General features: G+C 69.2%; 19 protein-coding genes and 1 rRNA gene. 11 read left to right on the plus strand and 9 right to left on the minus strand.

Annotation, left to right across the window (positions count from 1 at the left end):
• A 5S ribosomal RNA gene (gene rrf, locus ACFY1J_RS39980) occupies positions 1-93 on the plus strand; the annotation flags it as partial.
• A gap of 171 nt (positions 94-264) precedes the next feature.
• Entirely contained in the window at positions 265-2,766 is a 2,502-nt protein-coding gene (locus ACFY1J_RS39985) for a beta-propeller fold lactonase family protein (RefSeq protein ID WP_390712160.1), read from the plus strand.
• A gap of 5 nt (positions 2,767-2,771) precedes the next feature.
• Here ACFY1J_RS39985 and ACFY1J_RS39990 read toward each other — a convergent pair whose 3' ends face one another.
• Positions 2,772-3,332, minus strand: a complete 561-nt coding sequence (locus tag ACFY1J_RS39990) for a cysteine hydrolase family protein (RefSeq protein ID WP_390712159.1) — start codon at positions 3,330-3,332, stop codon at positions 2,772-2,774.
• A gap of 85 nt (positions 3,333-3,417) precedes the next feature.
• Between ACFY1J_RS39990 and ACFY1J_RS39995 the strand changes: the two genes are divergently transcribed.
• Positions 3,418-3,981, plus strand: coding sequence for a GNAT family N-acetyltransferase (locus tag ACFY1J_RS39995; protein ID WP_390712158.1), 564 nt, complete (start codon positions 3,418-3,420; stop codon positions 3,979-3,981).
• A 39-nt stretch (positions 3,982-4,020) separates the two neighbouring features.
• On the opposite strand, the gene ACFY1J_RS40000 is transcribed toward ACFY1J_RS39995, so the two are convergent.
• The 7 genes from ACFY1J_RS40000 to ACFY1J_RS40030 all read right to left on the minus strand — a co-directional run bounded on the left by ACFY1J_RS40000 (position 4,021) and on the right by ACFY1J_RS40030 (position 12,483).
• On the minus strand, positions 4,021-5,526 hold the full coding sequence (locus ACFY1J_RS40000; RefSeq protein ID WP_390712157.1) for a type IV secretory system conjugative DNA transfer family protein: 1,506 nt from the start codon (positions 5,524-5,526) through the stop codon (positions 4,021-4,023).
• Positions 5,527-5,537: 11 nt separating this feature from the next.
• Entirely contained in the window at positions 5,538-6,950 is a 1,413-nt protein-coding gene (locus tag ACFY1J_RS40005; protein ID WP_390712156.1) for an ATP-binding protein, read from the minus strand.
• Positions 6,951-6,959: 9 nt separating this feature from the next.
• Positions 6,960-8,501: an SCO6880 family protein gene (locus tag ACFY1J_RS40010; RefSeq protein WP_390712165.1), complete on the minus strand. Its 1,542-nt coding sequence runs from the start codon at positions 8,499-8,501 to the stop codon at positions 6,960-6,962.
• Between the two features lie 14 nt (positions 8,502-8,515).
• The gene (locus tag ACFY1J_RS40015) at positions 8,516-9,844 is read right to left on the minus strand and encodes a hypothetical protein (RefSeq protein WP_390712155.1); all 1,329 of its coding nucleotides are present in this window, start codon (positions 9,842-9,844) and stop codon (positions 8,516-8,518) included.
• Complete coding sequence (locus tag ACFY1J_RS40020; protein WP_390712154.1) at positions 9,834-10,655, minus strand: hypothetical protein; 822 nt, start codon at positions 10,653-10,655, stop codon at positions 9,834-9,836. Before ACFY1J_RS40020 ends, ACFY1J_RS40015 begins: the two co-directional genes overlap by 11 nt.
• Positions 10,656-10,833: 178 nt before the next feature.
• Positions 10,834-11,142 (minus strand): hypothetical protein, encoded by a 309-nt coding sequence (locus ACFY1J_RS40025; RefSeq protein WP_014673544.1) that lies wholly within the window; start codon positions 11,140-11,142, stop codon positions 10,834-10,836.
• Between the two features lie 738 nt (positions 11,143-11,880).
• Entirely contained in the window at positions 11,881-12,483 is a 603-nt protein-coding gene (locus ACFY1J_RS40030; protein WP_390712153.1) for a TetR/AcrR family transcriptional regulator, read from the minus strand.
• Between the two features lie 89 nt (positions 12,484-12,572).
• Here ACFY1J_RS40030 and ACFY1J_RS40035 point away from each other — a divergent pair, with 89 nt between their 5' ends.
• The 5 genes from ACFY1J_RS40035 to ACFY1J_RS40055 all read left to right on the plus strand — a co-directional run bounded on the left by ACFY1J_RS40035 (position 12,573) and on the right by ACFY1J_RS40055 (position 17,417).
• Positions 12,573-13,499, plus strand: coding sequence for an oxidoreductase (locus ACFY1J_RS40035; RefSeq protein ID WP_390732945.1), 927 nt, complete (start codon positions 12,573-12,575; stop codon positions 13,497-13,499).
• 74 nt (positions 13,500-13,573) lie between these two features.
• Positions 13,574-14,398, plus strand: a complete 825-nt coding sequence (locus tag ACFY1J_RS40040; protein ID WP_390732946.1) for an SDR family oxidoreductase — start codon at positions 13,574-13,576, stop codon at positions 14,396-14,398.
• 212 nt (positions 14,399-14,610) lie between these two features.
• Positions 14,611-15,384 (plus strand): trypsin-like serine peptidase, encoded by a 774-nt coding sequence (locus tag ACFY1J_RS40045; RefSeq protein WP_390712150.1) that lies wholly within the window; start codon positions 14,611-14,613, stop codon positions 15,382-15,384.
• Between the two features lie 147 nt (positions 15,385-15,531).
• Positions 15,532-16,476, plus strand: a complete 945-nt coding sequence (locus ACFY1J_RS40050; protein ID WP_390712164.1) for an NlpC/P60 family protein — start codon at positions 15,532-15,534, stop codon at positions 16,474-16,476.
• A gap of 221 nt (positions 16,477-16,697) precedes the next feature.
• Positions 16,698-17,417 (plus strand): phosphatase PAP2 family protein, encoded by a 720-nt coding sequence (locus tag ACFY1J_RS40055; protein WP_390712149.1) that lies wholly within the window; start codon positions 16,698-16,700, stop codon positions 17,415-17,417.
• Positions 17,418-17,431: 14 nt separating this feature from the next.
• On the opposite strand, the gene ACFY1J_RS40060 is transcribed toward ACFY1J_RS40055, so the two are convergent.
• A complete protein-coding gene (locus tag ACFY1J_RS40060; RefSeq protein WP_390732947.1) occupies positions 17,432-19,015 on the minus strand; it encodes an FAD-binding oxidoreductase in 1,584 nt (527 codons plus the stop codon).
• 346 nt (positions 19,016-19,361) lie between these two features.
• On the opposite strand from ACFY1J_RS40060, the gene pstS reads away from it, so the two are divergent.
• The 3 genes from pstS (at position 19,362) to pstA (ending at position 22,668) form a co-directional block, all read left to right on the plus strand.
• Positions 19,362-20,489, plus strand: a complete 1,128-nt coding sequence (gene pstS, locus ACFY1J_RS40065) for a phosphate ABC transporter substrate-binding protein PstS (RefSeq protein WP_390732948.1) — start codon at positions 19,362-19,364, stop codon at positions 20,487-20,489.
• Positions 20,490-20,596: 107 nt separating this feature from the next.
• Positions 20,597-21,607, plus strand: coding sequence for a phosphate ABC transporter permease subunit PstC (gene pstC, locus ACFY1J_RS40070; protein ID WP_390732949.1), 1,011 nt, complete (start codon positions 20,597-20,599; stop codon positions 21,605-21,607).
• Positions 21,604-22,668, plus strand: coding sequence for a phosphate ABC transporter permease PstA (pstA, locus tag ACFY1J_RS40075; protein WP_390712145.1), 1,065 nt, complete (start codon positions 21,604-21,606; stop codon positions 22,666-22,668). Before pstC ends, pstA begins: the two co-directional genes overlap by 4 nt.
• Positions 22,669-22,678 lie beyond the last annotated feature (10 nt).

Genomic DNA, 22,678 nt, shown 5'->3' on the forward strand with positions numbered 1-22,678 from the left:
ACGCCCGGTTACATTCCGAACCCGGAAGCTAAGCCTCACAGCGCCGATGGTACTGCAGGGGGGACCCTGTGGGAGAGTAGGACACCGCCGAACAAATTTTGAGAAGGAGCCCCAACTCCGGTTGAAAAACCGTGAGTTGGGGCTTTTTCGCGTTCACGCCACGGTCATGGCCACGTCACCTCGGTTCCACGGGGTTGTCAACGCTCCGTGTCACCGTCGTGACCCATGGTCCTCAGACGCAGAAACAGACGTCGAGTTGTCACTGTGCTGGCAGGTACCGCTGTGCTCGTCACCGGAGCCGCCGTCGCCCTCGCGGCCGGCGGCGGGCAGGGCACCGCAGGACCGAAGGGCGACGAGACCGCCGTGACTCCCGTCGGCTACAAGGTCACTCCGGCCGGGCGCCAGGCCCAGCTGGGCAATCTCCCCCTCAACGCCGTACTGTCCCCCGACAAGAGCATGCTCCTGGTGAGCAACGCCGGTCAGGGCACCCAGTCCCTGCAGGTGGTCGACCCCGAGGACTCGGAGGTCGTGCAGACCATCTCGTATCCGAGCCCTCAGGCGATCTTCACGGGCCTGGCCTTCAGCCCTGACGGCAAGCGCGCGTACGCCAGTGGAGGCGGGCGCGAGATCATCCACACGTATGACGTGAGTGGCGGACGGCTGACCGAGACCACTCCCATCAAACTGCCCACCAAGAACCCCGGCGGCCAGGCCGTGAACATGTATCCGGCCGGGATCGCCGTGACGCCCGACGGAAAGCGGCTCGTCGTCGCCGACCGGCTCGCGGATGCCGCCACCGTGGTGAATCTCGGGGACGGATCCATGTCCACCGTCGCCGTGGGGCACGCGCCGTACGCGGTCGCCCTCGCGGAGGACGGGAAGACCGCCTTCGTCACCAACCAGGGTGGCGACACCGTGAGCGTCCTCGACATCAGCGGGCCGGCTCCCATGGCCGGGACGGCCATCAAGGTCGGGACCCATCCCAATGCCGTCATCACCGATGAGGGCCAGGACCGGCTCTACGTCGCCAACGGGGACAGCGACCAGGTCAGTGTCGTCGACGTCGCCACCCGGAAGGTGACGAGGACGATCGGGCTCGCGCCGTACAGGGACGCGCCCGTGGGGAGCAATCCCGATGCGCTCGCGTTGTCGGAGGACGGCCGGCGGCTGTACGTCGCCAACTCCGGGAACAACGACATCGCTGTCATCGACCTGAAGAGCGGAAGGTCCGCCGGGCTCATTCCCACCGCCTGGTATCCGACCGCGGTCGTCGCGCACGACGACAAGCTGTACGTCACCAACGCCAAGGGGCTCGGGGCAGGGCCGAACAACGGGCCCGGGTATCCGAACCCGACGTCCACCGCTCCCACCTCGCCCGACCAGTACTCGGGCTCGATGATGAAGGGCACCCTGTCGACCGTCCCGCTGGACGGAGGGGCCAAGCAGCTGAGGCGGTGGACGCGGACCGTCATCGCCAACAACGGGTTCGGGGATGGGAACAGCCCGCGGGCCGTCGGGGCCGTCGTACCGCGGCGGGTCGGGGAGAGGACCCCGATCAAGCACGTCATTTACGTGGTCAAGGAGAACCGGACCTACGACCAGGAGTTCGGTTCGCTGGAGAAGGGCAACGGCGACGCGTCCCTCAATCTCTTCGGGGACGAGTCCGCGCCCAACGCCCGAGCGCTGCAGCGGCAGTTCGTGACCCTCGACAACTTCTACGCCGACGCCGAGGTCAGCGCCCAGGGCTGGAACTGGACGGTGGCCGCCAACTCCAACCCGTACAGCGAACAGGGCTGGCCGGGCAACTACTCCGGCCGCAATCACACCTATCCGTCGGAGAACGGCGACCCGGCGATCGCGCCCAACAAGGACCCCGAGCACGCCTATATCTGGCAGCGGCTGCACGACAAGGGCGTCGGCTTCCGGAACTACGGGTTCTATGTCGGCGCCGACGCGAGCGGGAAGGCCGTCGCCGAGGACCCCGTCCTCAACGCCGGTACCGACCACGACTTCGGGCCGTACAACCTCAGCTGCCCGGACTCGGCCGGCACCTTCCCCGCCCGCGGCTCGACCTGTGGCAGCCCGCGGATCGAGGAGTGGAAGAAGGAGTTCGCCCAGTACGAGGAGAGCGGGCAGCTGCCCGCCTTCGAGATGGTGCGGCTGCCCAACGACCACACCTCCGGGACCAAGGCCGGCATGCCGACCCCGAAGGTCTATGTCGCCGACAACGACTGGGCGCTCGGGCAGCTCGTCGACACCGTCTCGCACTCGAAGTTCTGGAAGTCGACCGCGATCTTCGTGACCGAGGACGACGCCCAGAACGGGCCCGACCATGTGGATGCGCACCGGACGATATCGCAGGTCATCAGCCCGTACACGCGGACCGGACGGGTCGACTCGACCTTCTACAGCACCGCCTCCATGGTGCGGACGATGGAGCTGCTGCTGGGGCTGTCCCCCATGACGCAGTTCGACGCGTACGCCACCCCGATGGTGAACTCCTTCACGGCCGAGCCGGACGCGGCGCCGTACGACGCCGTGAAGCCGACGACCGACCTCACGGCGGTGAACACGGTCAACTCGCCGATGGCCGGTGTGTCGGCGAAGCAGGATCTCACCAAGGAGGACCAGATCGACGAGCGGACCTTCAACGAGGCGATCTGGAAGAGCGTGCGCGGGGCGAAGTCGCAGATGCCGGAGCCCCGGCACGACCTCTACGGGGCTGTGCCCAATGATCAGGCCAAGGAGCTCGATGACGACGACTGACGGTGTCAGTCGGCCGCGGTGAAGGTCACCTCCGCGGTGTCGACGCTCCCGCCCCGGCGGCCGGGTGCGCTCTGCCACTTCCAGTAGAGGTTGGTGTGGGCGATCACCTGCTCCGGGGCGGGGGCGCCGTACGCGGAGAGGTCCTCCGTGGTGTGGGCGTCGGCGACCAGCGTCGCGTCGTACCCGCGGACCATGGCGCCGTGCAGGGTGGAGCGGATGCACACGTCCGTCTGGGCGCCGGTGACGACGAGCCGGCCGACGCCGCGCTCGGCCAGGACGGACTCCAGCTCGGTGTCCTCGAAGGAGTCCGGGTAGTTCTTGTGGACCAGGGGCTCGGTGTCGTGGCGCTTCAGCTCCGGGACGTACTTCCAGGGCTCGCTGCCGGACTTCAGCTGTTCGTCGGAGTGCTGGACCCAGATCACGGGGACGTTCTCGGCGCGGGCCTTGTCGACCAGGACGTTGATGTTCGCGATGACGTCGGCACGGTTGTGGGAGCTCTCCACCACCCCGTTCTGGACGTCCACGATGAGCAGTGCGGTGTTCGGCCGGTTCTGCAGAGTCGTCATGGCGACCACGGTAGACCGCGGCACTGACAACGAGCCCGGACTATTTCGGGTGAGCGGTCCGGTGGGCGGGTACTAGCGTGGCCGTATGAGCAGCTTGATCAGCGACGAATACGTGATCCGGGCGATACGGGCCGAGGAGTGGCAGGCCGTCAAGCGTCTGCGGCTCGACGCGCTGCGGGATCCCGTGGCACACCTCGCGTTCCTGGAGACGTACGAGAAGGCCGCGGCCGAGCCGGACGCCTTCTGGCAGGGGCGGGCCGAACGGTCCGGTGAGGGGGCGGCCGGCGCCCGGCAGTTCATCGCCGAGGGGCCGGACGGGGCGTGGGTCGGCACATTGACCGTGCTCGTGGAGGAGGCGGGGTCCACCGACTGGGCCGGCTTCGCGGTCGACCGGAAGCAGGGGCATGTCGTCGGGGTGTTCGTGCGGCCCGGGTACCGGGGGATCGGGCTGACGGAGGCGTTGTTCTCGGCTGGGCTGGAATGGGCCTGGGGGATCGGGGCCGAGCGGGTGCGGCTGATCGTCCATGAGGACAACGGGCGGGCCCAGGGCTTCTACCGCAAGGTGGGGTTCGTGCCGAGCGGGATCACCGTGCCGTTGGAGCAGGCGTCCGGGGAGTCCGAGTTGGAGTTCGTGCTCGAAAAGTCGTAACGACACATAGCAAGTCGTAACGAGTCGTAACGAGGCTTCTCAGACCGGCAGTTCGTGGTACGGCCAGCGGGCGCGGCCCTGTTCCCGGGAGCGGAGCAGGGCCAGGGTCGGCAGGCCGCGGTCCGCTCCGTTGGTCAGCAGCTCGGGGAGCTGGGGGAGCGGGGCGACGGCCGCGATGTCGTCGAGGACGAGGGCCAGTGGTGGGTCGAGCCGACCGGAGGATGACCGTTCGGCCATGCGCCGGCCGCGCTCGACCACGCTTGAGACAAGTGCCGTCAGAAGAGGCATCGCACCTGGGTTGGTCCTGGGGTCCTCGATGGATTCACCCACCAGATAAAGCGTGCCCCCTTCATTGACGAAGGAATCCAAGGCAAGCGCATCAGTTCGGTTCGGAGTGCATGCCTCGCGGATATTGACCGTGGAGAGGGCGGCCAGCGCACGGCTCGTCAACTCCTGGGCGATGTCGCGGCGTTCGGGGTGTGCGGTGAGCGCGGCTTCCAGTTCGCCCGCGGCTCCGGGGGCCGCCTTGGGGTTGGTACGGAGGGTTCGTACGGCGTCCTGGATCTGGGCGCCCTGGGTCCAGCGGTGGACGTGGCGGATGGTGCGGCCGTCTATGGCGGCGGCGTGCAGATAGCTGCGGAGCAGGGTTTCGGCGGTGTCCACGAGGGCCTGGTCGATCTTGGCCGTGGGTCTGACCGGGGCCAGCAGGGCAGTGGCGCGTTGCACTGCCGTCTGCTTGTCCTCGCAGCCCGCCGTGGGCGACCAGTGGAGGCGGGCCGGGGTGTCGCAGAGGTGGGTCGGGTCGTAGAGGAGGACGGGGCCGAGTTTGGCGCGCGCGTCCTTGGTCTCCGACCAGAGCACGGGGTTCGACGTGACGACCAGCGCGGGGCCTTCCGCGTCCCGGATCGCCTGGGTCGCGGTGCTGTGGCGGGTCTCGGGCGGGGCGTAGAGCACCGCGCCTTCGGTGCGGCCGGCTTCCCACGCGCCCACGCGTTCACCGTTGGCAGGGAAGCCGGGGAGGGCTTCCGTCGGCTCGGGCTCCGCTTCCCTGCGTGGTTCGGGCACCTCGAACTGCTGGGGCTGGGGTGCCTGCGGCTGAGCCGGCTGTGACTGAGCCGCCTGAGCAGGCTGAGCAGCCTGCGCGCGCCCCTTCGCCACCCCCTTCTCGAAGCTCCGTCTGACCTTCCCCGCCCGCCACCGCGCCAGCGTGCCCATCACGAACACGGTCAGTACGAACAGCACCATCAACTGGCCGATGAACAGACCCCAGAACAGCCCGTACCCGGAGAGCTGCCCGGCCGGTGTGCTGGGCCAGGCGCCGGTGATGTCGTGCGGTTCGCCGATGAGGTGCCGCATGGCCAGCGGGGTCCGGGTGAAGGTGACGCCGGACGGCCACGAGCCCCGGGCGAACCAGCCGGCCAGTCCCGTCGCCGTCCACACCAGCAGGGTCATGCCGAGGAGGAACGCGAGCAGGCCGATCAGCAGTCCGTCGGGAATGCCGCCCTGGTTCTCCCGCCGGGGGTCGCGGTGGTCGTCGGGTCTCACGGGGTTCCTCCCTACGCCACCGTCGATTCGGAGTCGCCCAGGTGCTGTTCCACGAAGGCCGCCGTGCGCTCCTCCGCCTCCAGCTCGGCCGCGCGCAACGCGTCGTCGGACTCCATCTCCCGGGACGACTCGGTCATCGCGCGGTCGGTGAAGACCAGCGGGCGTTCCGTCTCCGTCACCAGGTGCTTGACCACCTGGACATTGCCGTTGACGTCCCACACCGCGATGCCCGGGGTGAGGGTCGGGATGATCTCCACGGCCCACCTGGGCAGGCCCAGCACCCGTCCCGTCGCCCGCGCCTCGTCCGCCTTCTGGGCGTAGACGGTCCGTGTGGAGGCCATCTTCAGGATCGCTGCCGCCTCCTTCGCCGCCGCGCCGTCCACGACGTCGGACAGATGGTGGACGACCGCCACGAAGGACAGACCCAGCCGGCGCCCGAACTTCAGCAGCCGCTGGAACAGCTGCGCGACGAACGGGCTGGCGATGATGTGCCAGGCCTCCTCGACCAGGAAGATGCGCTTCTTCCGGTCGGGGCGGATCCAGGTGTGCTCCAGCCACACGCCGACGATCGCCATCAGGATCGGCATGGCGATGGAGTTCCGGTCGATGTGGGACAGGTCGAAGACGATCAGCGGGGCGTCGAGGTCGATGCCGACCGTGGTGGGGCCGTCGAACATGCCGCGCAGGTCACCGTCGACCAGTCGGTCGAGGACCAGCGCCACGTCCAGGCCCCAGGCCCGTACGTCGTCTATGGCGACGTTCATCGCCTCGGCCGACTCCGGCTCCGGGTGCCGTAGCTGCTCGACGATGTCGGACAGCACCGGCTGGCGCTCGACGATCGTCTCGTTGACGTACGCGTGCGCCACCTTCAGCGCGAAGCCGGACCGCTCGTCCAGGCCGTGCCCCATCGCGACCTCGATGATCGTGCGCAGCAGCGCCAGCTGGCCGGTCGTCGTGATCGAGGGATCGAGCGGGTTGAGCCGGATGCCGTGGTCCAGGGCCGCCATCGGGTCCAGCCGGATGGGAGTTATCCCCAGCTCCTCCGCGATGAGGTTCCATTCGCCGACCCCGTCCTCGCCCTGTGCGTCCAGGACGACGACCTGGCGGTCGCGGAAGCGCAGCTGGCGCAGGACGTACGTCTTCTCCAGGGCCGACTTGCCGTTGCCGGACTCGCCGAGGACCAGCCAGTGCGGGGCCGGGAGCTGCTGGCCGTAGAGCTGGAACGGGTCGTAGATGTAGCCCTTGCCGGAGTAGACCTCGCGGCCGATGATCACGCCGGAGTCGCCGAGGCCGGGGGCGGCGGTCGGGAGGTAGACCGCCTGGGCCTGGCCCGTGGACGTGCGCACCGGCAGCCGGGTCGTCTCGACCTTCCCGAAGAGGAAGGACGTGAAGGAGTCGGTGAGGACGGACAGCGGATCCCGCATGTATGGCCCCTACCTTCGAATACCGGTGGCGAACGGGAGTGTGTTCACGAAGGCCCGGTGGTGCTCGCGGTCGCACCACTCCAGTTTCAGATACGACTTTCCGGCCGAGGCCCTTATGGTCCGCTTGTCGCGGCCCAGTGCCTCCGGTGAGCGGGAGGACACGGTGATGTAGCCGACGAGGTTGACCCCGGCCGCGCCACTGGCCAGGTCCTCGCCGCGCTGGTCGAGACGGTTGTGGGCGGCGATGTCGCGCGGGTCGACGGTGCGGTTCATCTTGGCGGCGCGGCTGGCCTCGGCCTCGTCGTTCGTCTTCTCGGTCAGCATGCGCTCGATGGCGATCTCGGTGGGTTCGAGGTCCATCGTCACGGCGACCGTGCGGATGACGTCCGGGGTGTGGACCAGCAGAGGGGCGAGGAAGTTGACGCCGACCGGTGTCATCGGCCACTCCTTCACCCAGGCGGTGGCGTGGCACCAGGGCGCGCGGGTCGAGGACTCCCGGGTCTTGGCCTGGAGGTAGGTGGGCTCCATGGCGTCGAGCTCGGCCGGCCAGGCATTGCGTTTCGTCATCGCCTGGATGTGGTCGATCGGGTGGTCCGGGTCGTACATGGAGTGGATGAGGGAGGCGAGCCGGCCCTGGCCGAGCGGCTGGCGCACCCGGATGTCCGCCTCCTGGAGCCGCGAGCAGATGTCGGTCAGCTCGCGCGCCATGACGACGGCGAGCCCGGCGTCCCGGTCCAGTTTCCGCCCGGCCTGCGGTCGTGCCGCCCGGGCCATGGCCTGCGCCTCGGAGGCCAGCTCGCGCGTGTAGTGCATACAGGCGACGAGGTAGGCGCGGTGCTGCTCGCTGCTGGTGGACACCATCGACTGGAGCTGGTCGTACGAGCGGGCCAGCCAGTCGGGTGCCTTCTCGTCCCCGCGCTGCGCGACGTCCTTGGCGTGGGCGTCCGGGTCGGCGGGGAGGGTGCGGGCGAGCATCTGGAGCCGGGTGACGAAGCCGTCGCCGTTGGCCACGTGCTTGAGCAGCGTGCCGAAGCGGTCGACGAGGGCCTCCTGGTCCTCGGAGTCGCGCAGACCGACGCCGGGGCCCTCGATCTCGATGGCCGCGGTGACGGTACGGCGGTCGGCGTGCAGCAGGACGGCGATCTCGTCCGGCCCGAAGGGCGCGGCCAGCCAGCTGATGCGGCCGATCCCGGGCGGCGGCCCGATCTCCACCTCGCGCCCGTCGAACCGGGTGCCGGCTTCCATCACCCCGCTGCGGTAGACGGTGCCCTGCCGCAGGGTGCGCTTGTAGCTGCGGTTGATCTCGAACCACTTGTAGAACGTACGGCGCTTGTACGGCACGTACACCGCCATCAGCGCCAGCAGCGGGAAGCCCATCAGCAGCACGATGCGCAGCGAGAGGACGGGAACCAGGAGCCCGCACATCATGCCGAGGAACGCGCCCGCGATGATCAGCGCGATCTCGCCGGACTCACGGTTCCGTCCGACGATCGCGTTCGGCCGGGCGCGGCCGATGAGATACGTACGGCGGGGCGTGACCGGATGGGACATGTGGGACTCGGTCGTCAACGCCCTTCACCTCCCGAGCGATTGCTGCTGTTGCGTGTGTTGCTTGCGTGCGGGGTGTTCGCCGGGCTGGGGGCGCGCGGCGCGGGGGTGGCGGAGGGGGAGCCGCCGCCGCCTCCGTTCGAGCCGCGTGAGCTGTGCGCGGCGACGCCGCCTTGGGCCGGGTTGGCCGGGCGGGGGGTGTTGGAGCCGCCGGACTGGCCGCCGCCTCCGTTGTTGTCGGCGCGGGCGCTGTGGGTCTTGATGCCCTGCGCGACCAGGGTGGCCGGGGAGCTGATGACCGCGGCGGCCTTGCCCTCGGCGCCCTGCATGATGCGGTTGTTGCGGCCGTTGGCGATCTCGTCGCCGAAGCCCGGGACGAAGCGGTAGATCATCGCGCTGGCGAAGATGGCGAGCAGGATGATGGCGAGGCCGGAGACCACGGCGGAGAAGGCGTTGGGTCCGTTGTCGCTGGACAGGGCCCCCGCGAGGCCGAGCACGATGACGATCACCGGCTTGACCAGTATGACGGCGATCATGATGCCGGCCCAGCGGCGTACGTGGCCCCAGAGGTTCTTGTCGACGAGGCCCGCGTAGACGACGGTGCCGAGGAGGGCGCCGACGTAGAGGAGGGCGGCCCTGATGACCAGCTCCAGCCAGAGGATGCCGGCGGCGAGGATGCTGACCAGGGAGACGACGATCAGCATGATCGGGCCGCCGCCGATGTCGTTGCCCTTGCTGAGGGCGCCGGAGAAGGTACCGAAGAAGGTGTCTGTCTGGTTGCCGGTCGTCTTCGCGAGTATGTCGGTGACGCCGTCGGTCGCCGATACGACGGTGTAGAGGATCAGCGGGGTGAACGCCGACGCGAGCACCGTCAGCCAGAGGAAGCCGATCGCCTCGGAGAGGGCGGTGGTGAGCGGGACGCCGCGCACCGCGCGCTTGGCCACGGCCAGCAGCCACAGGAGGAGGGTCAGGATCGTCGACGCCGCGAAGACCACCGCGTACTGCTGGAGGAACTTGGCGTTGGTGAAGTCGACGTTCGCGGTCTCCTTGACGGCGTCACTGAGCTTGTTGATGGTCCAGGAGGCGGCGTCGGCACAGCCCTTGGCCAGGGAGGAGAGGGGGTCGAGGGTGGAGAGGGGGTCGTTGGGGGTGCTGGTGGATCCCTTGGAGCCGCTGTCGCGTTCGCAGTAGTCCTTGGCAGGGCCGTGGATCAGGTCGCAGGGGTCGTTGCTCTTCGACGGCGAGGGCGTGGGTGCCGCGAATGCCCGGGTGGCGGTGAGAACCGCTGCGGTCTGCACGGCCGTGAGAACGGCGGTCAGCTTGAGTACGCGGTGATTAGCGGGCATAGGTGAACCCTCCGTACTCCTCGACGGCCTTCGACATTTCGTCGGCGCTGGAGGCCTTGTCGTCGCCGGGAACGGGCGCCGGGCCTTCCTTCTGAGAGTGCGTGATGATCTTCCAGTCACCGGCAGCCCACTCAAGTTTCATGGTGATGGTGAACCAGCTGTTGGTGACTGGGTTCGTGGAGTTCTCGCCCGCCAAGCCGAGCAGACCGCTGCACCAGACCTCGACGGTTGCGGTGTCGCTGGAGGACTCGATGACCTTGGTGCCGATCGGGCTCGTACGGGAGACGAACGTGTAGCCCTTGGGAGTCGAGCCGTCCTGGTTCAGGCCGACACTTCTGTTGAACTCGGGCGTGTATGCCTGGTCGAGCGAAGCCTCGAAACTGGAGACCCGGGGGGACGTGATCACGGTCTGCAGGATCGCGTCGCGCTTGGTCTTGTCGAACATCTCGGCCGAGCCCAGCGCAACGGCGTAGTTGGCCGCCGCACTCTCCGCCCCCTGCCGGCTGTGTGCGAACCCCGTCGGAATCCCCCCCGCCTTCGACTCCACCGGCTTCGTCCCGCTTGCCGCTGTGGACGACGTGGCCGGCTTGTCGGTGGTGCCGTCGGAGGACGTCGCGTCGTCACCTCCACGGTTCGCAAAGGCGATCGCGGCGATCAGGAGGACCACCACCCCGACGACCGTGACCAGGCTCCGTGAGGACGAGCGGCCGCCGCGCCGGGCGCCGCCGTAGGGGTCGCCCTCGGGGAGTCGCGTGCGTGTCTGACCCGTGTCGGCGTACCCGCCGGAACCGTGCTCGTCTCCGAGACTCATGCCGCGTTAGCCCCCTCGTACCGGACCGCGTAGGAATACGACGGTAGCCGTGCTGGTTCCCGCGCGGGCGCGGTGTGGTGACTCGACATCAGGGAAACGCAACCTCAGCCGGTGGGCACGAAGGGCGGGTGGGGTGGAGGGAGACGACAGGGCCAGGCCGGGCGCGCCCGGGGCGCGGTTACACGGCCATTCCGTACACGATGGTGAACAGCGTGCCCAGCGAACCGATGATGAAGACACCCGTCAGACCGGCGATGATGAGGCCCTTGCCCTGTTCGGCGCTGAAGGTGTCCCGGAGGGCCGTCGCGCCGATGCGCTGCTTGGCCGCGCCCCAGACCGCGATGCCGAGGCAGAGCAGGATGGCTACGGCCATCACCACCTCGATCATCACCTTCGCCTCGTTGCCCAGGCTGCCGAAGGGCCCCCAGTCCGGAGCGATCCCGCCGATGATGGTGTTGATGTCTCCCTTGTCGGCCGCAAAGAGCATGTAAGTCACCGCCCCTGGTGGGTAGTTCCGAGATGCCCCTGCGGTGTGCAGAGGTCACGCCTCATTCTCGCCGAGATTGTCGCTGTCGTATGTCGACTTGACGTCATTGCTTGGCGGGTTTCGTACGAATGGCACGTACGGTGACTCTGTGTATCACGGCAGGTCACGCCGGGCAACGAGGCCTGAGCGGAACCTGTCGTGTGGTTCCGTCGTTGACCCCTCTTACGACCTGGCACGGTTTCTGACGGCCGGTCGGGTGAGTCGTCGAGACGATGTTCTCACGGTACGCATCACGAACGGGCCCCGGCTGCCGCCGAGGCCCGCGCCATCTGCCGTGTGCTGCCGGTCCGTTCACTCGCGCACGAAGAACGGGCCGCGGCCGGCTGCCGTGGCCCGTTCCCTTTCCGTGCCGCCGAGGGGACCCCACGTCCCCCTCATTGCGGCGGCTCCCCGTGACCCGACGGGGACGTCATGGCGTGGGGCTCACCCGGTGAAGGGAAGTCCGTAGGGGGAGCGGGTGCCTGGCGCAGGGGGGGTGGCCGTCCAAGTCGCCTCGGGAGAGGCGGACTTGGCGTCGGCGCTCACGCAACGACCCTCGCTTGTTGAGTGCGCGACAACAAGACAGGTGGCGGAATTCTGACTCCCGCGTTACCGAAACGGCCGCCGGGCTTACCGGTCATTGGGGGCCGGATGGTGCCGGGGTGGGGGCGGCTTGACCCGGCTGTGTTTCGCCGCGTCTCAGCGGGGTTTGAGGCCGTGCAGCAGGTGGTGCACGTGTTCGTCCAGGCCGGCCAGGGCCTGGTCCGCCGGGATCGAGCCGTTGGCGGCGAAGGAGGCGAGTCCGTGCATGCTCGCGGCCGCGACGAGGGTGATGCGCTCCGGGTCGCCCGCGACGATCTCGCCCCGTGCCTGCGCGTCCGCGACGAGCCGCATGAAGGAACCGACGGAGCGGTCCACCTCGGCGGCGAGTTGCGCGGAGGCCTCGGGGTCGTGCTTGCGCGTGAACATCAGCTCCAGCAGCGCGGCGTTCTCGGCGGCGAACCCGACGTACGCCTTGGCCAGCGCGCACAGCCGCGGCTCCAGCGCGAGCGCGGGATCGTCCGCGGACTCCAGGGCCTGGGCCAGCCGCTCGTACCCGGCCAGGGCCAGGGCGTCGAGCAGTGCCTGTTTGTCCTTGAAGTGGCGGCCGGGGGCGGCGTGGCTCACCCCGATCTCGCGCGCCAGCTCGCGCAGGGACAGCGCGGCGGCGCCCCGGTCGCGCAGGGTGCGCTCGGCGGCCTCGAGGAGGGCGGCGCGCAGGTCTCCGTGGTGATAGGGGCGGCTCTCGGACATGCGGACCATCGTATCGGCATGTAGACGGCGGCAGCATTGTTGGCGGCGTCACCATTGTTGTCATTGACAGCATTGTAGGCGACGCCTACATTGAAGTCATGGCTGACAAGAACGACGCGCTCAAGGCGCGCACATGGAACGCGACCCACCTCCCCGACCTCCGTGGCCGTACGGCCGTCATCACCGGCGCCAACAGCGGCATCGGTTTCGCCGCCGCCGACGCGCTGGCCCGTGCGGGAGCACGCGTGGTGTTCGCCGTACGGGATCTCGAGCGCGGCCGGGCCGCCGCCGCGAAGGTGACCGGCAGCACGGAGGTGCGCCGCCTGGACCTGGCGGATCTCTCCTCCGTACGGGAGTTCGCCGGGGCGTGGCAGGGCCCGATCGATCTGCTGATCAACAACGCGGGCGTGATGATGCTCCCGGAGCAGCGGACCAAGGACGGCTTCGAGACGCAGTTCGGCACGAACCACCTCGGCCACTTCGCCCTGACGAACCTGCTGCTGCCCCACGTCACGGGCAAGGTGGTGACGGTCTCCTCCGGTGCCCACCGCATGGGCGACCGCGCCATCTCCTTCGACGACCCCAACCTCACCGGCCGCTACACCCCCCAGCGCGCCTACTCCCAGTCCAAGCTGGCGAACCTCCTGTTCACCCTGGAACTGCAGCGCCGCCTGACGGAGTCCGGCTCGCCCGTCCGCGCCCTCGCCGCCCACCCCGGCTGGGCGGCCACCAATCTGCAGAGCCACACCGCGAACCCGGTCGCCCGCGGCCTCATGCTCGTCGGCAACCGGTTCCTGGCCCAGGACGACAGGGCGGGCGCGCTGCCTACCCTGTATGCCGCGACCCAGGACCTGCCCGGCGCCAGTTTCGTCGGCCCGGACGGCCTGGGCGAGATGCGCGGCGCGCCGACCCTGGTGGGCCGTATCGCGGCGGCGAGCGACCCGGCGGCCGCGCGGCGGCTGTGGACGCTGTCCGAGGACATGACCGGTATCAAGTGGGGCCTCAAGATCGCCGAGGCGGTGTGACAGGGGCTGTCGGAACGGCGTGAACGGGCGGCGGCTACGGTAAGCGGAATCAACCGCTCCAAGGAGGTGGCCGGATGGACGCAGACGCCGTGGACTTCACGCTCGGCGGCCGTACGGCCCTGGTCACCGGCTCGGTACGCGGGCTGGGCCTTGAGATGGCCCGAGGGCTGGCCGGGGCCGGCGCCCGGGTGATCCTCAACGGGCGCGACCCCGCCGCCCTCGACGCCGTGGCCGCGCGGCTCCGTGAGGACGGGCTGGACGTGCTGGCCGCCGCCTTCGACGTCACCGACCGGCGGGCCGCCGACGAGGCGGTGGCCGCCCTGGGCCACATCGACGTCCTGGTGAACAACGTGGGCCACCGCGAGCGGCGGAGCATCGAGGATCTCACCCCCGACGAACTGGCCCACACCCTCGACGTCCATCTGACCTCGGCGTACGCCCTGAGCCAGACCGTCGCCCGGGGCCTCGCCGAGCGCGGCACTCCCGGCCGCGTCATCAACGTCTGCTCGGCCGTCGGCCGGCTCGGCCGGACCGGGCACGTCTCCTACGCCACCGCCAAGGCGGGCCTGGACGGCCTCACCCGCGCCCTCGCCGCGGACCTCGGCCCCAGCGGTACGACCGTCAACTCGGTGGCACCGGGCACCTTCGCGACCGACGGGAACGCGAACCCGGCCGTGAACCCGGCCGTGAACCCGGCCGTGAACCCGGCCGAGGACCCGGACTCGGACCCGGACTCGGACCCGGACCGGGACCGCTGGCTGCGCACCCGTACGGCCCTCGGCCGCTGGGGCCGTCCGGCCGAGATAGCGGGCATCGTCGTCTTCCTGGCGAGCGATGCGGCGTCCTTCATCACCGGGCAGACGATCGCGGTGGACGGCGGGATGACGACGACGTTCTGACCGGGGCGGGCGGTCGTCGGCAAGCTGTCAGCACATTGGCCCAACGGGACGGTACGCACGAGGCGGGGGAGGAACCCGCACAGTACGGTGGTCTCGAACCGGACTTGAGCCGGCCGGGGTGCGGTGGTCCGGCGGCCGACAGGGCGGTTCACAGGAAAATCTCAGTGAAGTCGGGAACTGTTTCTCACCTTCGTGGGACAAAGTGGGGCCTGATGAAGCGCATCTCACGCATCTCAGGTACCTCGCGTCCCGTCCTGCTCGGTGGTGCGATGGTGTTGCTGGCCGTCACCTCGGCTTCCGTCGCGGCGGCCGACGACGGGCCGGGACCGTTCGGGGTCACCGCCGTGGCCGCCGTCACCGCGCGCGGCGCGCGGGTCGGGGCGCTGTTCGGCGCGGACAAGGCCGACGACCTTTCCGGGAACCACTTCTGCACCGCCTCCGTCGTGCACAGCGCCCAGCGGAACCTCATCGTCACCGCGGCGCACTGCGTGTACGGCGACGACTCCGACCTCGTGTTCGTGCCGGGGTACCGGGACGGCCAGGCGCCGTACGGGGTGTGGAAGGTCGGGAAGCGGTTCCTGCCCGACGGGTGGTCCCAAGGGCAGGACGAGGACAGCGACATCGCGTTCGCGTTCGTGGACGAGCTGGACGGGAAGCGGATCGAGGACGTCGTGGGCGGCAACCGCTTCGCGACGGGGATGGCGACCGGAGCGACGGCGGTGACCGTCACCGGTTACCCCGACTCCCACGAGGTGCCCATCAGCTGCACCAACAAGCCCTCCGCGCACAGCAGTACGCAGCAGCGCATCGACTGCCCCGGCTTCAGCGGAGGAACCAGCGGCAGTCCGTGGGTGAACGGGGACCACGAGGTCGTGGGCGTGCTCGGCGGGCACGAGCAGGGCGGGTCCACGGACGACACCTCCTACAGTGTGGTGCTGGGCGCGGAGGCGGCGGAGCTGTACCGGGACGCGGTGACCGATCCCTGAGCGTCGCGAACAGGCCGAAATGCCGGGTGGGCGGGCGGACGCGACGCAAAAGAGGTCTTGAACGGGCCTTGGATGGGGGAGGGTTGAGCCGTGCGGAAAGTATGGGTGGCCGGTGGCGTCGCGGTCGGGCTCGGCCTGAGCTTCGTGATGCTGCTCGTCGTCGGGGTGTACATCGTCGCCGGGAACCTCGTCAACGGCGTCGGCGGGGGCCGGGTCGGGCTGGCCAAGGGAGCGGTACCGGCCGCCTACCAGGCGCTGGTGCAGAAGTGGGGCAACCTGTGCCCCGCCCTCAACCCCGCCCTGCTGGCCGCCCAGTTGTACCAGGAGAGCGGCTTCAACCCGAACGCCAAGAGCCCGGCGGAGGCGCAGGGGATAGCACAGTTCATCCCGGGGACGTGGGCCACGCACGGTGTCGACGGCGACGGCGACGGCGACCGCGACGTCTGGGACCCGAATGACGCGATTCCGTCGGCCGCTTCGTACGACTGCGAACTCGCGAAGTACGTCAAGGACGTGCCCGGCGACACGTCTGCCAACATGCTCGCCGCCTACAACGCGGGGGCGTACGCGGTCATCAAGTACGGGGGTGTGCCGCCGTACAAGGAGACCCAGGGCTACGTGAAGACGATCACGACGCTGCAGGAGAGCTTCGCCGCCCCCGCCACCCGGGTCGATCCCTCCGAGCAGGCCGCCGGGGCCATCTACTACGCGCAGAAGAAGCTCGGCACCCCTTATCTCTGGGGTGGGAACGGCACCGCTGACCAGGGTGGGCGGTTCGACTGTTCGGGGTTGACCAAGGCCGCCTACGAGAGTGTGGGGGTCACGCTGCCGCGGGTCGCCAACGATCAGTACAACGCCGGGCCGCACCCGTCCCGGGACCAACTGCTCCCCGGTGATCTGGTGTTCTTCTCGGACGACCCCACCGACTCCCGGGCCATCCGGCACGTGGGAATGTACGTGGGGGGCGGTTACATGATCGACGCTCCGCGGCCGGGGGCCGTGATCAGGTTCGATCCGGTCGACACCCCGGATTATTTCGGCGCCACCCGCGTCACCGAAGATGGCGCGAAAGCGCTCCCGACAACTGTGTGAACCGACTGTGAACCCACCCCCTGAGCTGCGGCGATGAGTCTCTCTTCGATAACGTCTGCGTGATCATTCGGTGGAGGGTGGAACGTATCAACGGGGATCGTGCGTTCCTGTTGACGTAGTCGAGCGGACGCTCAGCGGAAGCGGACCTACAAGCCACGGGGGTGGGCAGGAGCGGCGCACGTGAGGTGCGTCCGGAACAACGACGAAGGGGCCGCAGCACCATGGCTGTACTCGCCGAATCCGGATCGAACCCCGACGTCGACCTGCTCTACGACATCAACGGCCTGGCCAAGAGCGCCCCGAACTGGTTCGACCGGGTCATGGAGTTCGTGGGCGAGTACGGGCTGCTGCTCGCCATGGTGCTGCTGGTGGTGTGCTGCTGGTGGTCCGTCCGCCGGCGGGCCGGCAGCGCGGACGAGGCGGCGTCCTCCGTGGCCGCGCTCGTGTGGGCGCCGCTCGCGGCCGCCATCGCCGTGCTCGTCAACGTGCCCATCCGCGGGTTCGTCGAGCGGCCCCGGCCCTTCCGTGATCACCAGGGTCTCGCGGTCCTCGTCTCCGGCAAGACCGACTATTCCTTCGTGAGCGACCACGCGACGATCACCATGGCCCTGGGCGTGGGGCTGTTCGTCGCCAACCGGCGGTTCGGGATCGCCGGGATCGGGCTCGCGCTGTTCGAGGGCTTCTGCCGGGTGTACATGGGCGTGCACTATCCGACGGACGTCGTCGGCGGCTTCGCCCTCGGCACGGCTGTCGTCCTGCTGCTGTCCCCGCCGGCCATGGCCCTGCTCACGCCGGTGACGAAGGCGGTCGCGCGGTCGCCCAGGGCGGGGCTGCTGATCCGGCGCCGCCCGTCGTCCGGCGACAGCGGCGAGACCGGCGAGGCGCTGGTCCCGGGGGCCCGGACGCAGGCTGCGTCCGAGGAGCGGGACCTGGCGGCCTAGCGGCGGCAAGCAGCTCAGAGGCTCTGCGGGTAGGTGAAGAAGCGGGTCGGGTCGTACTTCGTCTTGACCTGCTTCAGGCGTGCCGCCGCGTCCCCGTAGTACGCCTTGCGCCAGTCCCTCAGCGTCGGGTCCGTGTAGTTCTGGTACGCCGCTCCCGACGCGTACGGCTTCATCGCGTCGTGCGCCGTCGTCAGCCAGGACTGGGCCGTGCTGCCCGAGGTGCCGGTCCGCCAGGAGGCGATGTACTGGGCCAGCATGCGCGAGCGGCGGTGGACGAAGGCCGTCGCCGTGGGAGAGACGCGGTTGACCGCGCCGCCGAGGGCCGTCAGGGCGATGCTGCCCGAGCCGCCCCGCACCGTCTGCATCTGCTTGAGGAGCGTCTGGATGCCGGCCGCGGACAGGGAGCGGTCGAAGAAGTCCGAGCGGGCGGCGTACGTCTCCCTGCCCAGCGCGCCCTGCGGGGAGCGGCCGGGGGCGGAGCCGGGCAGATGGCACTGGGCCTGCGCGGAGAAGGAGGAGCAGCCCGCGTAGATCTCCATCGCTTCCTCGTAGCCGCGGCGGCGCAGCGACACGCTCCGCGCGTTCGCGCCGACCAGGTGTGCCAGGCGGTCCACCGCGTTCTGGAGCTCGCCGTAGGTGCCGAGGGAGAACGCGGCGACCGAGACGGTCGGGGTGCCGCCCGCCGAGTTCGCCAGGTGCAGGGAGGACCAGATCTCGTCCGGCTGGCTCGGGCCCCACTCCTGCCAGGCCTTGATCACCGCCGCGGCCTTCGCCCACGGCCAGGTCAGATAGCCGGTGACGGCCTGCGGCGCGGGGTGGGTCCTGAACTGAAGTTCCGTGACGACACCGAAGTTTCCGTTGCCGGCGCCGCGCAGGGCCCAGAACAGGTCCTTGTTCGTGGTGGCGTTCGCGACGAGCTGCTTGCCGTCCGCCGTGATCAGGGTGGCCTGGGTCAGGCTGTCGCAGGTCAGGCCGTAGGCACGGGAGACGACACCGTGGCCGCCGCCGAGGACCAGGCCGGAGACGCCGACCGTGGGGCAGGAGCCCGCCGGGATGGTCACGCCCTTCGCGGTGAGCGCGCGGTAGACGTCGATCAGCTTGGAGCCGGCGCCGACCACCGCCTGGCCGCCGCTCACGCGTATTCGGTTCAGCTTTGAGACGTCGACGATCAGGCGGCCGTTGCCGGAGGACCAGCCGGCATAGGAGTGGCCGCCGTTGCGTATCGCCACCTGGATGCCGTGGGCCTTGGCGTAGGCCAGCGTCGTGCGGATGTCGTCCGCGTGCGTGACATAGGCGACCGCCGCGGGCTTCAGACCGTCGAAGCGGGTGTTGTACAGCTGGTGGGCGGTCGTCCAGGAGGCGTCCCCGGGGCGGACCAGAGGGCCGTCGAGGTCACGGGCGAGGCCGGCCCAGTTGGCGGCGGCCGCCGCACGGGCGGTCTTGGCTTGCGTACCGGAGGATATGGACGTAGCGGACGAATCGGCTACATTGGCTGTGCCAGTCGAGGGGCCGGCAGACGACTTGCCCCCGCTGCACCCCGCTGTCGCGGCCGCAGTCAGTGCGGCCGCGCCGCCTGAGATGAACGTGCGCCGTTCCATACCCGTGCCTTTCGTCGGCTTTCGTGGAACGAGACGAAGCCGGGGGACCGAGGGTTCCACCGACTTCGAATACACGTGCGCGCCGCTCGGGCGGGGCGCCGCGCGGACAACTGTATGCAACCCGGCCGTCGGGACCTTGGCGTGCCCTCCCCGTGAGCATTCCGTGACCTTACCGGGCCGACGGCAGGGGTTCACCCGCCGTTCACTTATGGCCATCGGTGGCTTCACCTGATCTGCCTAATTTCGGCCGTACACGGTGCGGAGAGCGGCCCTGACAGGAACTCGCGCACTGACGACGACCTCGCACGCCGCCGACGGTGGCGGCTCCAGGAAGGAACTCCTGAAAGTGAAGCTTCAGCGCAAGAACCGGCTGCGCGCCATCTCCCTCGGTGCTGTCGCCGTCTCCGGAGCCCTGGCCCTGACGGCGTGCGGCTCCGACGACACCGGTAAGAAGACGACGGACAACTCCTCGTCCTCGACGAGCGCCAGCTCGATCAAGTGCGACAACGCCAAGGGTCAGCTGCTCGCCGACGGCTCCTCCGCGCAGAAGAACGCGATCGACGCCTGGGTGAAGGAGTTCTCCCAGGCCTGTGGCGTCCAGATCAACTACAAGGGTGGCGGCTCCGGCGCCGGTGTCACGGCGTTCACCCAGGGCCAGGTCGCCTTCGCCGGTTCCGACTCGGCGCTCAAGCCCGAAGAGGTCACCGCCTCCAAGAAGGTCTGCTCCGGCGGCCAGGGCATCGACCTCCCGATGGTCGGCGGCCCGATCGCCCTCGGTTACAACGTCCCGGGTGTCGACAACCTCGTTCTGGACGCGCCGACCCTCGCCAAGATCTTCGACAGCAAGATCAAGACCTGGAACGACCCGGCGATCAAGAAGCTGAACCCCGACGCGAAGCTTCCCAACCTGAAGATCCAGGCGTTCCACCGCTCGGACGAGTCCGGCACCACGGACAACTTCACCAAGTACCTGATCGCCACCACCCCGGACAACTGGAAGTACTCCGGCGGCAAGGCCTGGCAGGCCAAGGGCGGCCAGGCTGCCCCGCAGTCCGCGGGTGTGGCCCAGCAGGTGAAGCAGACCGCCGGTGCCATCGGTTACTTCGAGCTGTCCTACGTCACGGACGGCATGAAGGCCGTGTCCATCAGCACGGGTGCCAGCAAGCCGGTCGCCCCCAGCACCGAGAGCGCCACCGCCGACATCGCCGCCGCGAAGGTCATCGGCACCGGCAAGGACCTCTCGCTCCAGCTGGACTACAAGACCAAGGCCGAAGGCGCCTACCCGATCACCCTGGTCACCTACGAGATCATCTGTGACAAGGGCAACAAGGCCGACACCCTGCCGGCGACCAAGGCGTTCCTGCGCTACATCGCGAGCGAGGACGGCCAGAAGGTCCTCTCGGGCATCGACTACGCGCCGGTTCCCGACGAGATCATCGCGAAGGTCCGCACCACCATCGAGGGCCTGAGCTGACCTAGGAGTGCGGTCCGGCCCCGGACTACCGGGACCGGACCGCACCGTCCGGTGCACCGCCGCCAGGAGCCGTACAACCCATATGGCTCCGCAGACCGGAGAACCCGATGGACATAACTACACGGAACACTGAAGACGCACCTCCCCCCACCCCACAGCCGACCGCGGGCGCGCAGAAGCGTGTCTCCCGTGGCGCCACCCGACCCGGCGACCGGATCTTCCTCGGTCTCTCCCGTGGGTCGGGCATCTTCCTGTTGGTGATCATGGCCGCCATCGCGGTCTTCCTCACCTACCGTGCCTCCCTCGCCATCAGCAAGGACCACGGGAACTTCCTCACCACCTCCGAGTGGAACACCAACCTCCAGCCGCCGGTCTTCGGTATCGCCGTGCTGGCCTTCGGCACGATCGTCTCCTCGATCATCGCCATGCTCATCGCGGTGCCGGTCGCGGTCGCGATCGCGCTGTTCATCACGCACTACGCGCCGCGCAAGCTGGCCGGACCCGTCGCGTACGTGGTCGACCTGCTCGCCGCGGTGCCGTCCATCGTGTACGGCCTGTGGGGCGCGCTGATCCTCGTACCGCACATGACCGGCCTGTTCGGCTGGCTCAACGACTACTTCAGCTGGACCGGGCTCTTCACCTGGGACGAGGGCGCCCCGCGCTCGATGCTCACGGTCGGCATCCTGCTCGCGATCATGATCCTGCCGATCATCACCAACGTGAGCCGTGAGGTCTTCCGCCAGGTCCCGCAGATACACGAGGAAGCGGCCCTGGCCCTCGGCGCCACGCGCTGGGAGGTCATCCGTATGTCGGTGCTGCCCTTCGGCCGCTCCGGCGTGATCTCCGCCTCGATGCTCGGCCTCGGCCGCGCGCTCGGCGAGACGATGGCCGTCGCCACCGTGCTCTCCCCGGACTTCATCATCCACGCCAGCCTGCTCAACCCGGGCGGTGGCACCTTCGCCCAGAACATCGCCAGCAAGTTCAGCGAGGCGACACAGTTCGGCCGTGACGCGCTCATCGCCTCCGGTCTGGTCCTGTTCGTCATCACCCTGCTGGTCAACGGCGCGGCCCGCATCATCATCGCCCGCCGCGCGGAGTACTCGGGGGCCAACGCATGAGCCACGCAGCCGTCGTCAGCGACAAGCGCCCCAGCACGCTGCGTGGCGCCAGCCTCCCCAAGTGGTCGCCGTGGGCGATCGCGGGCGGCTCGATCGCCCTCGGGATCGGCATCGCCCTGGCCGCCGGCCTGGACAGCAAGATCCAGTGGGGCCTGATCGCCGCGCTCCTCTTCGTCTTCGGCACGTACGGCATCGCCGCCCGCGTGGAGGGCCGCCGCCAGGCCAAGGACCGCATCGCGACCAGCCTCGTCTGGGTCGCCTTCATCCTCGCCGTCGTCCCGCTGGTCTCCCTGATCTGGGTCACCATCGCGCGCGGCGTCAAGGTCCTGGACGTCTACTTCCTGACCCACTCCATGGGTGTGGTCGCCGACACCGAGCCGGGCGGTGGCATCTACCACGCCATCATCGGCAGCCTCGAACAGGTCGGCCTGGCCACCCTGATCGGTGCCCCGATCGGTGTGATGACCGCGATCTACCTCGTCGAGTACGGACGCGGGGGCCTCGCCAAGGCCGTCACCTTCTTCGTCGACGTGATGACCGGTATCCCGTCGATCGTCGCCGGTCTGTTCATCCTCAGCCTGATGCTGATGTGGGACATGCAGCCCTTCGGCTTCGCCGGCTCCCTCGCCCTGGCCATCCTGATGATGCCGGTCGTGGTCCGCTCCACCGAGGAGATGCTCAAGCTCGTCCCGAACGAGCTGCGCGAGGCCTCCCTGGCGCTCGGCGTCCCGAAGTGGCGCACCATCCTGAAGGTGGTCCTGCCGACCTCCATCGGCGGCATCACCACCGGCATCATGCTGGCGGTCGCCCGTATCGCCGGTGAGACCGCGCCCGTGCTGCTGCTGGTGTTCGGCAACCCGTTCATCAACACGAACCCCTTCGAGGGTGCGCAGGCGTCGCTGCCGCTGTACATCTATCAGCAGTTCGCGAACAGCGCGGGTTCCGGTGCGGCGTACGACCGGGCCTGGGCGGCCTCGCTGACGCTGATCGCCTTCGTGATGATCCTCAACCTGGCGGCCCGCGCGATCGCGCGCTGGAAGGCCCCGAAGACCGGTCGCTAAGGCGACGATT

It is taken from the genome of Streptomyces sp. NPDC001406, assembly GCF_042895285.1.
Taxonomy (GTDB): Bacteria; Actinomycetota; Actinomycetes; order Streptomycetales; family Streptomycetaceae; genus Streptomyces.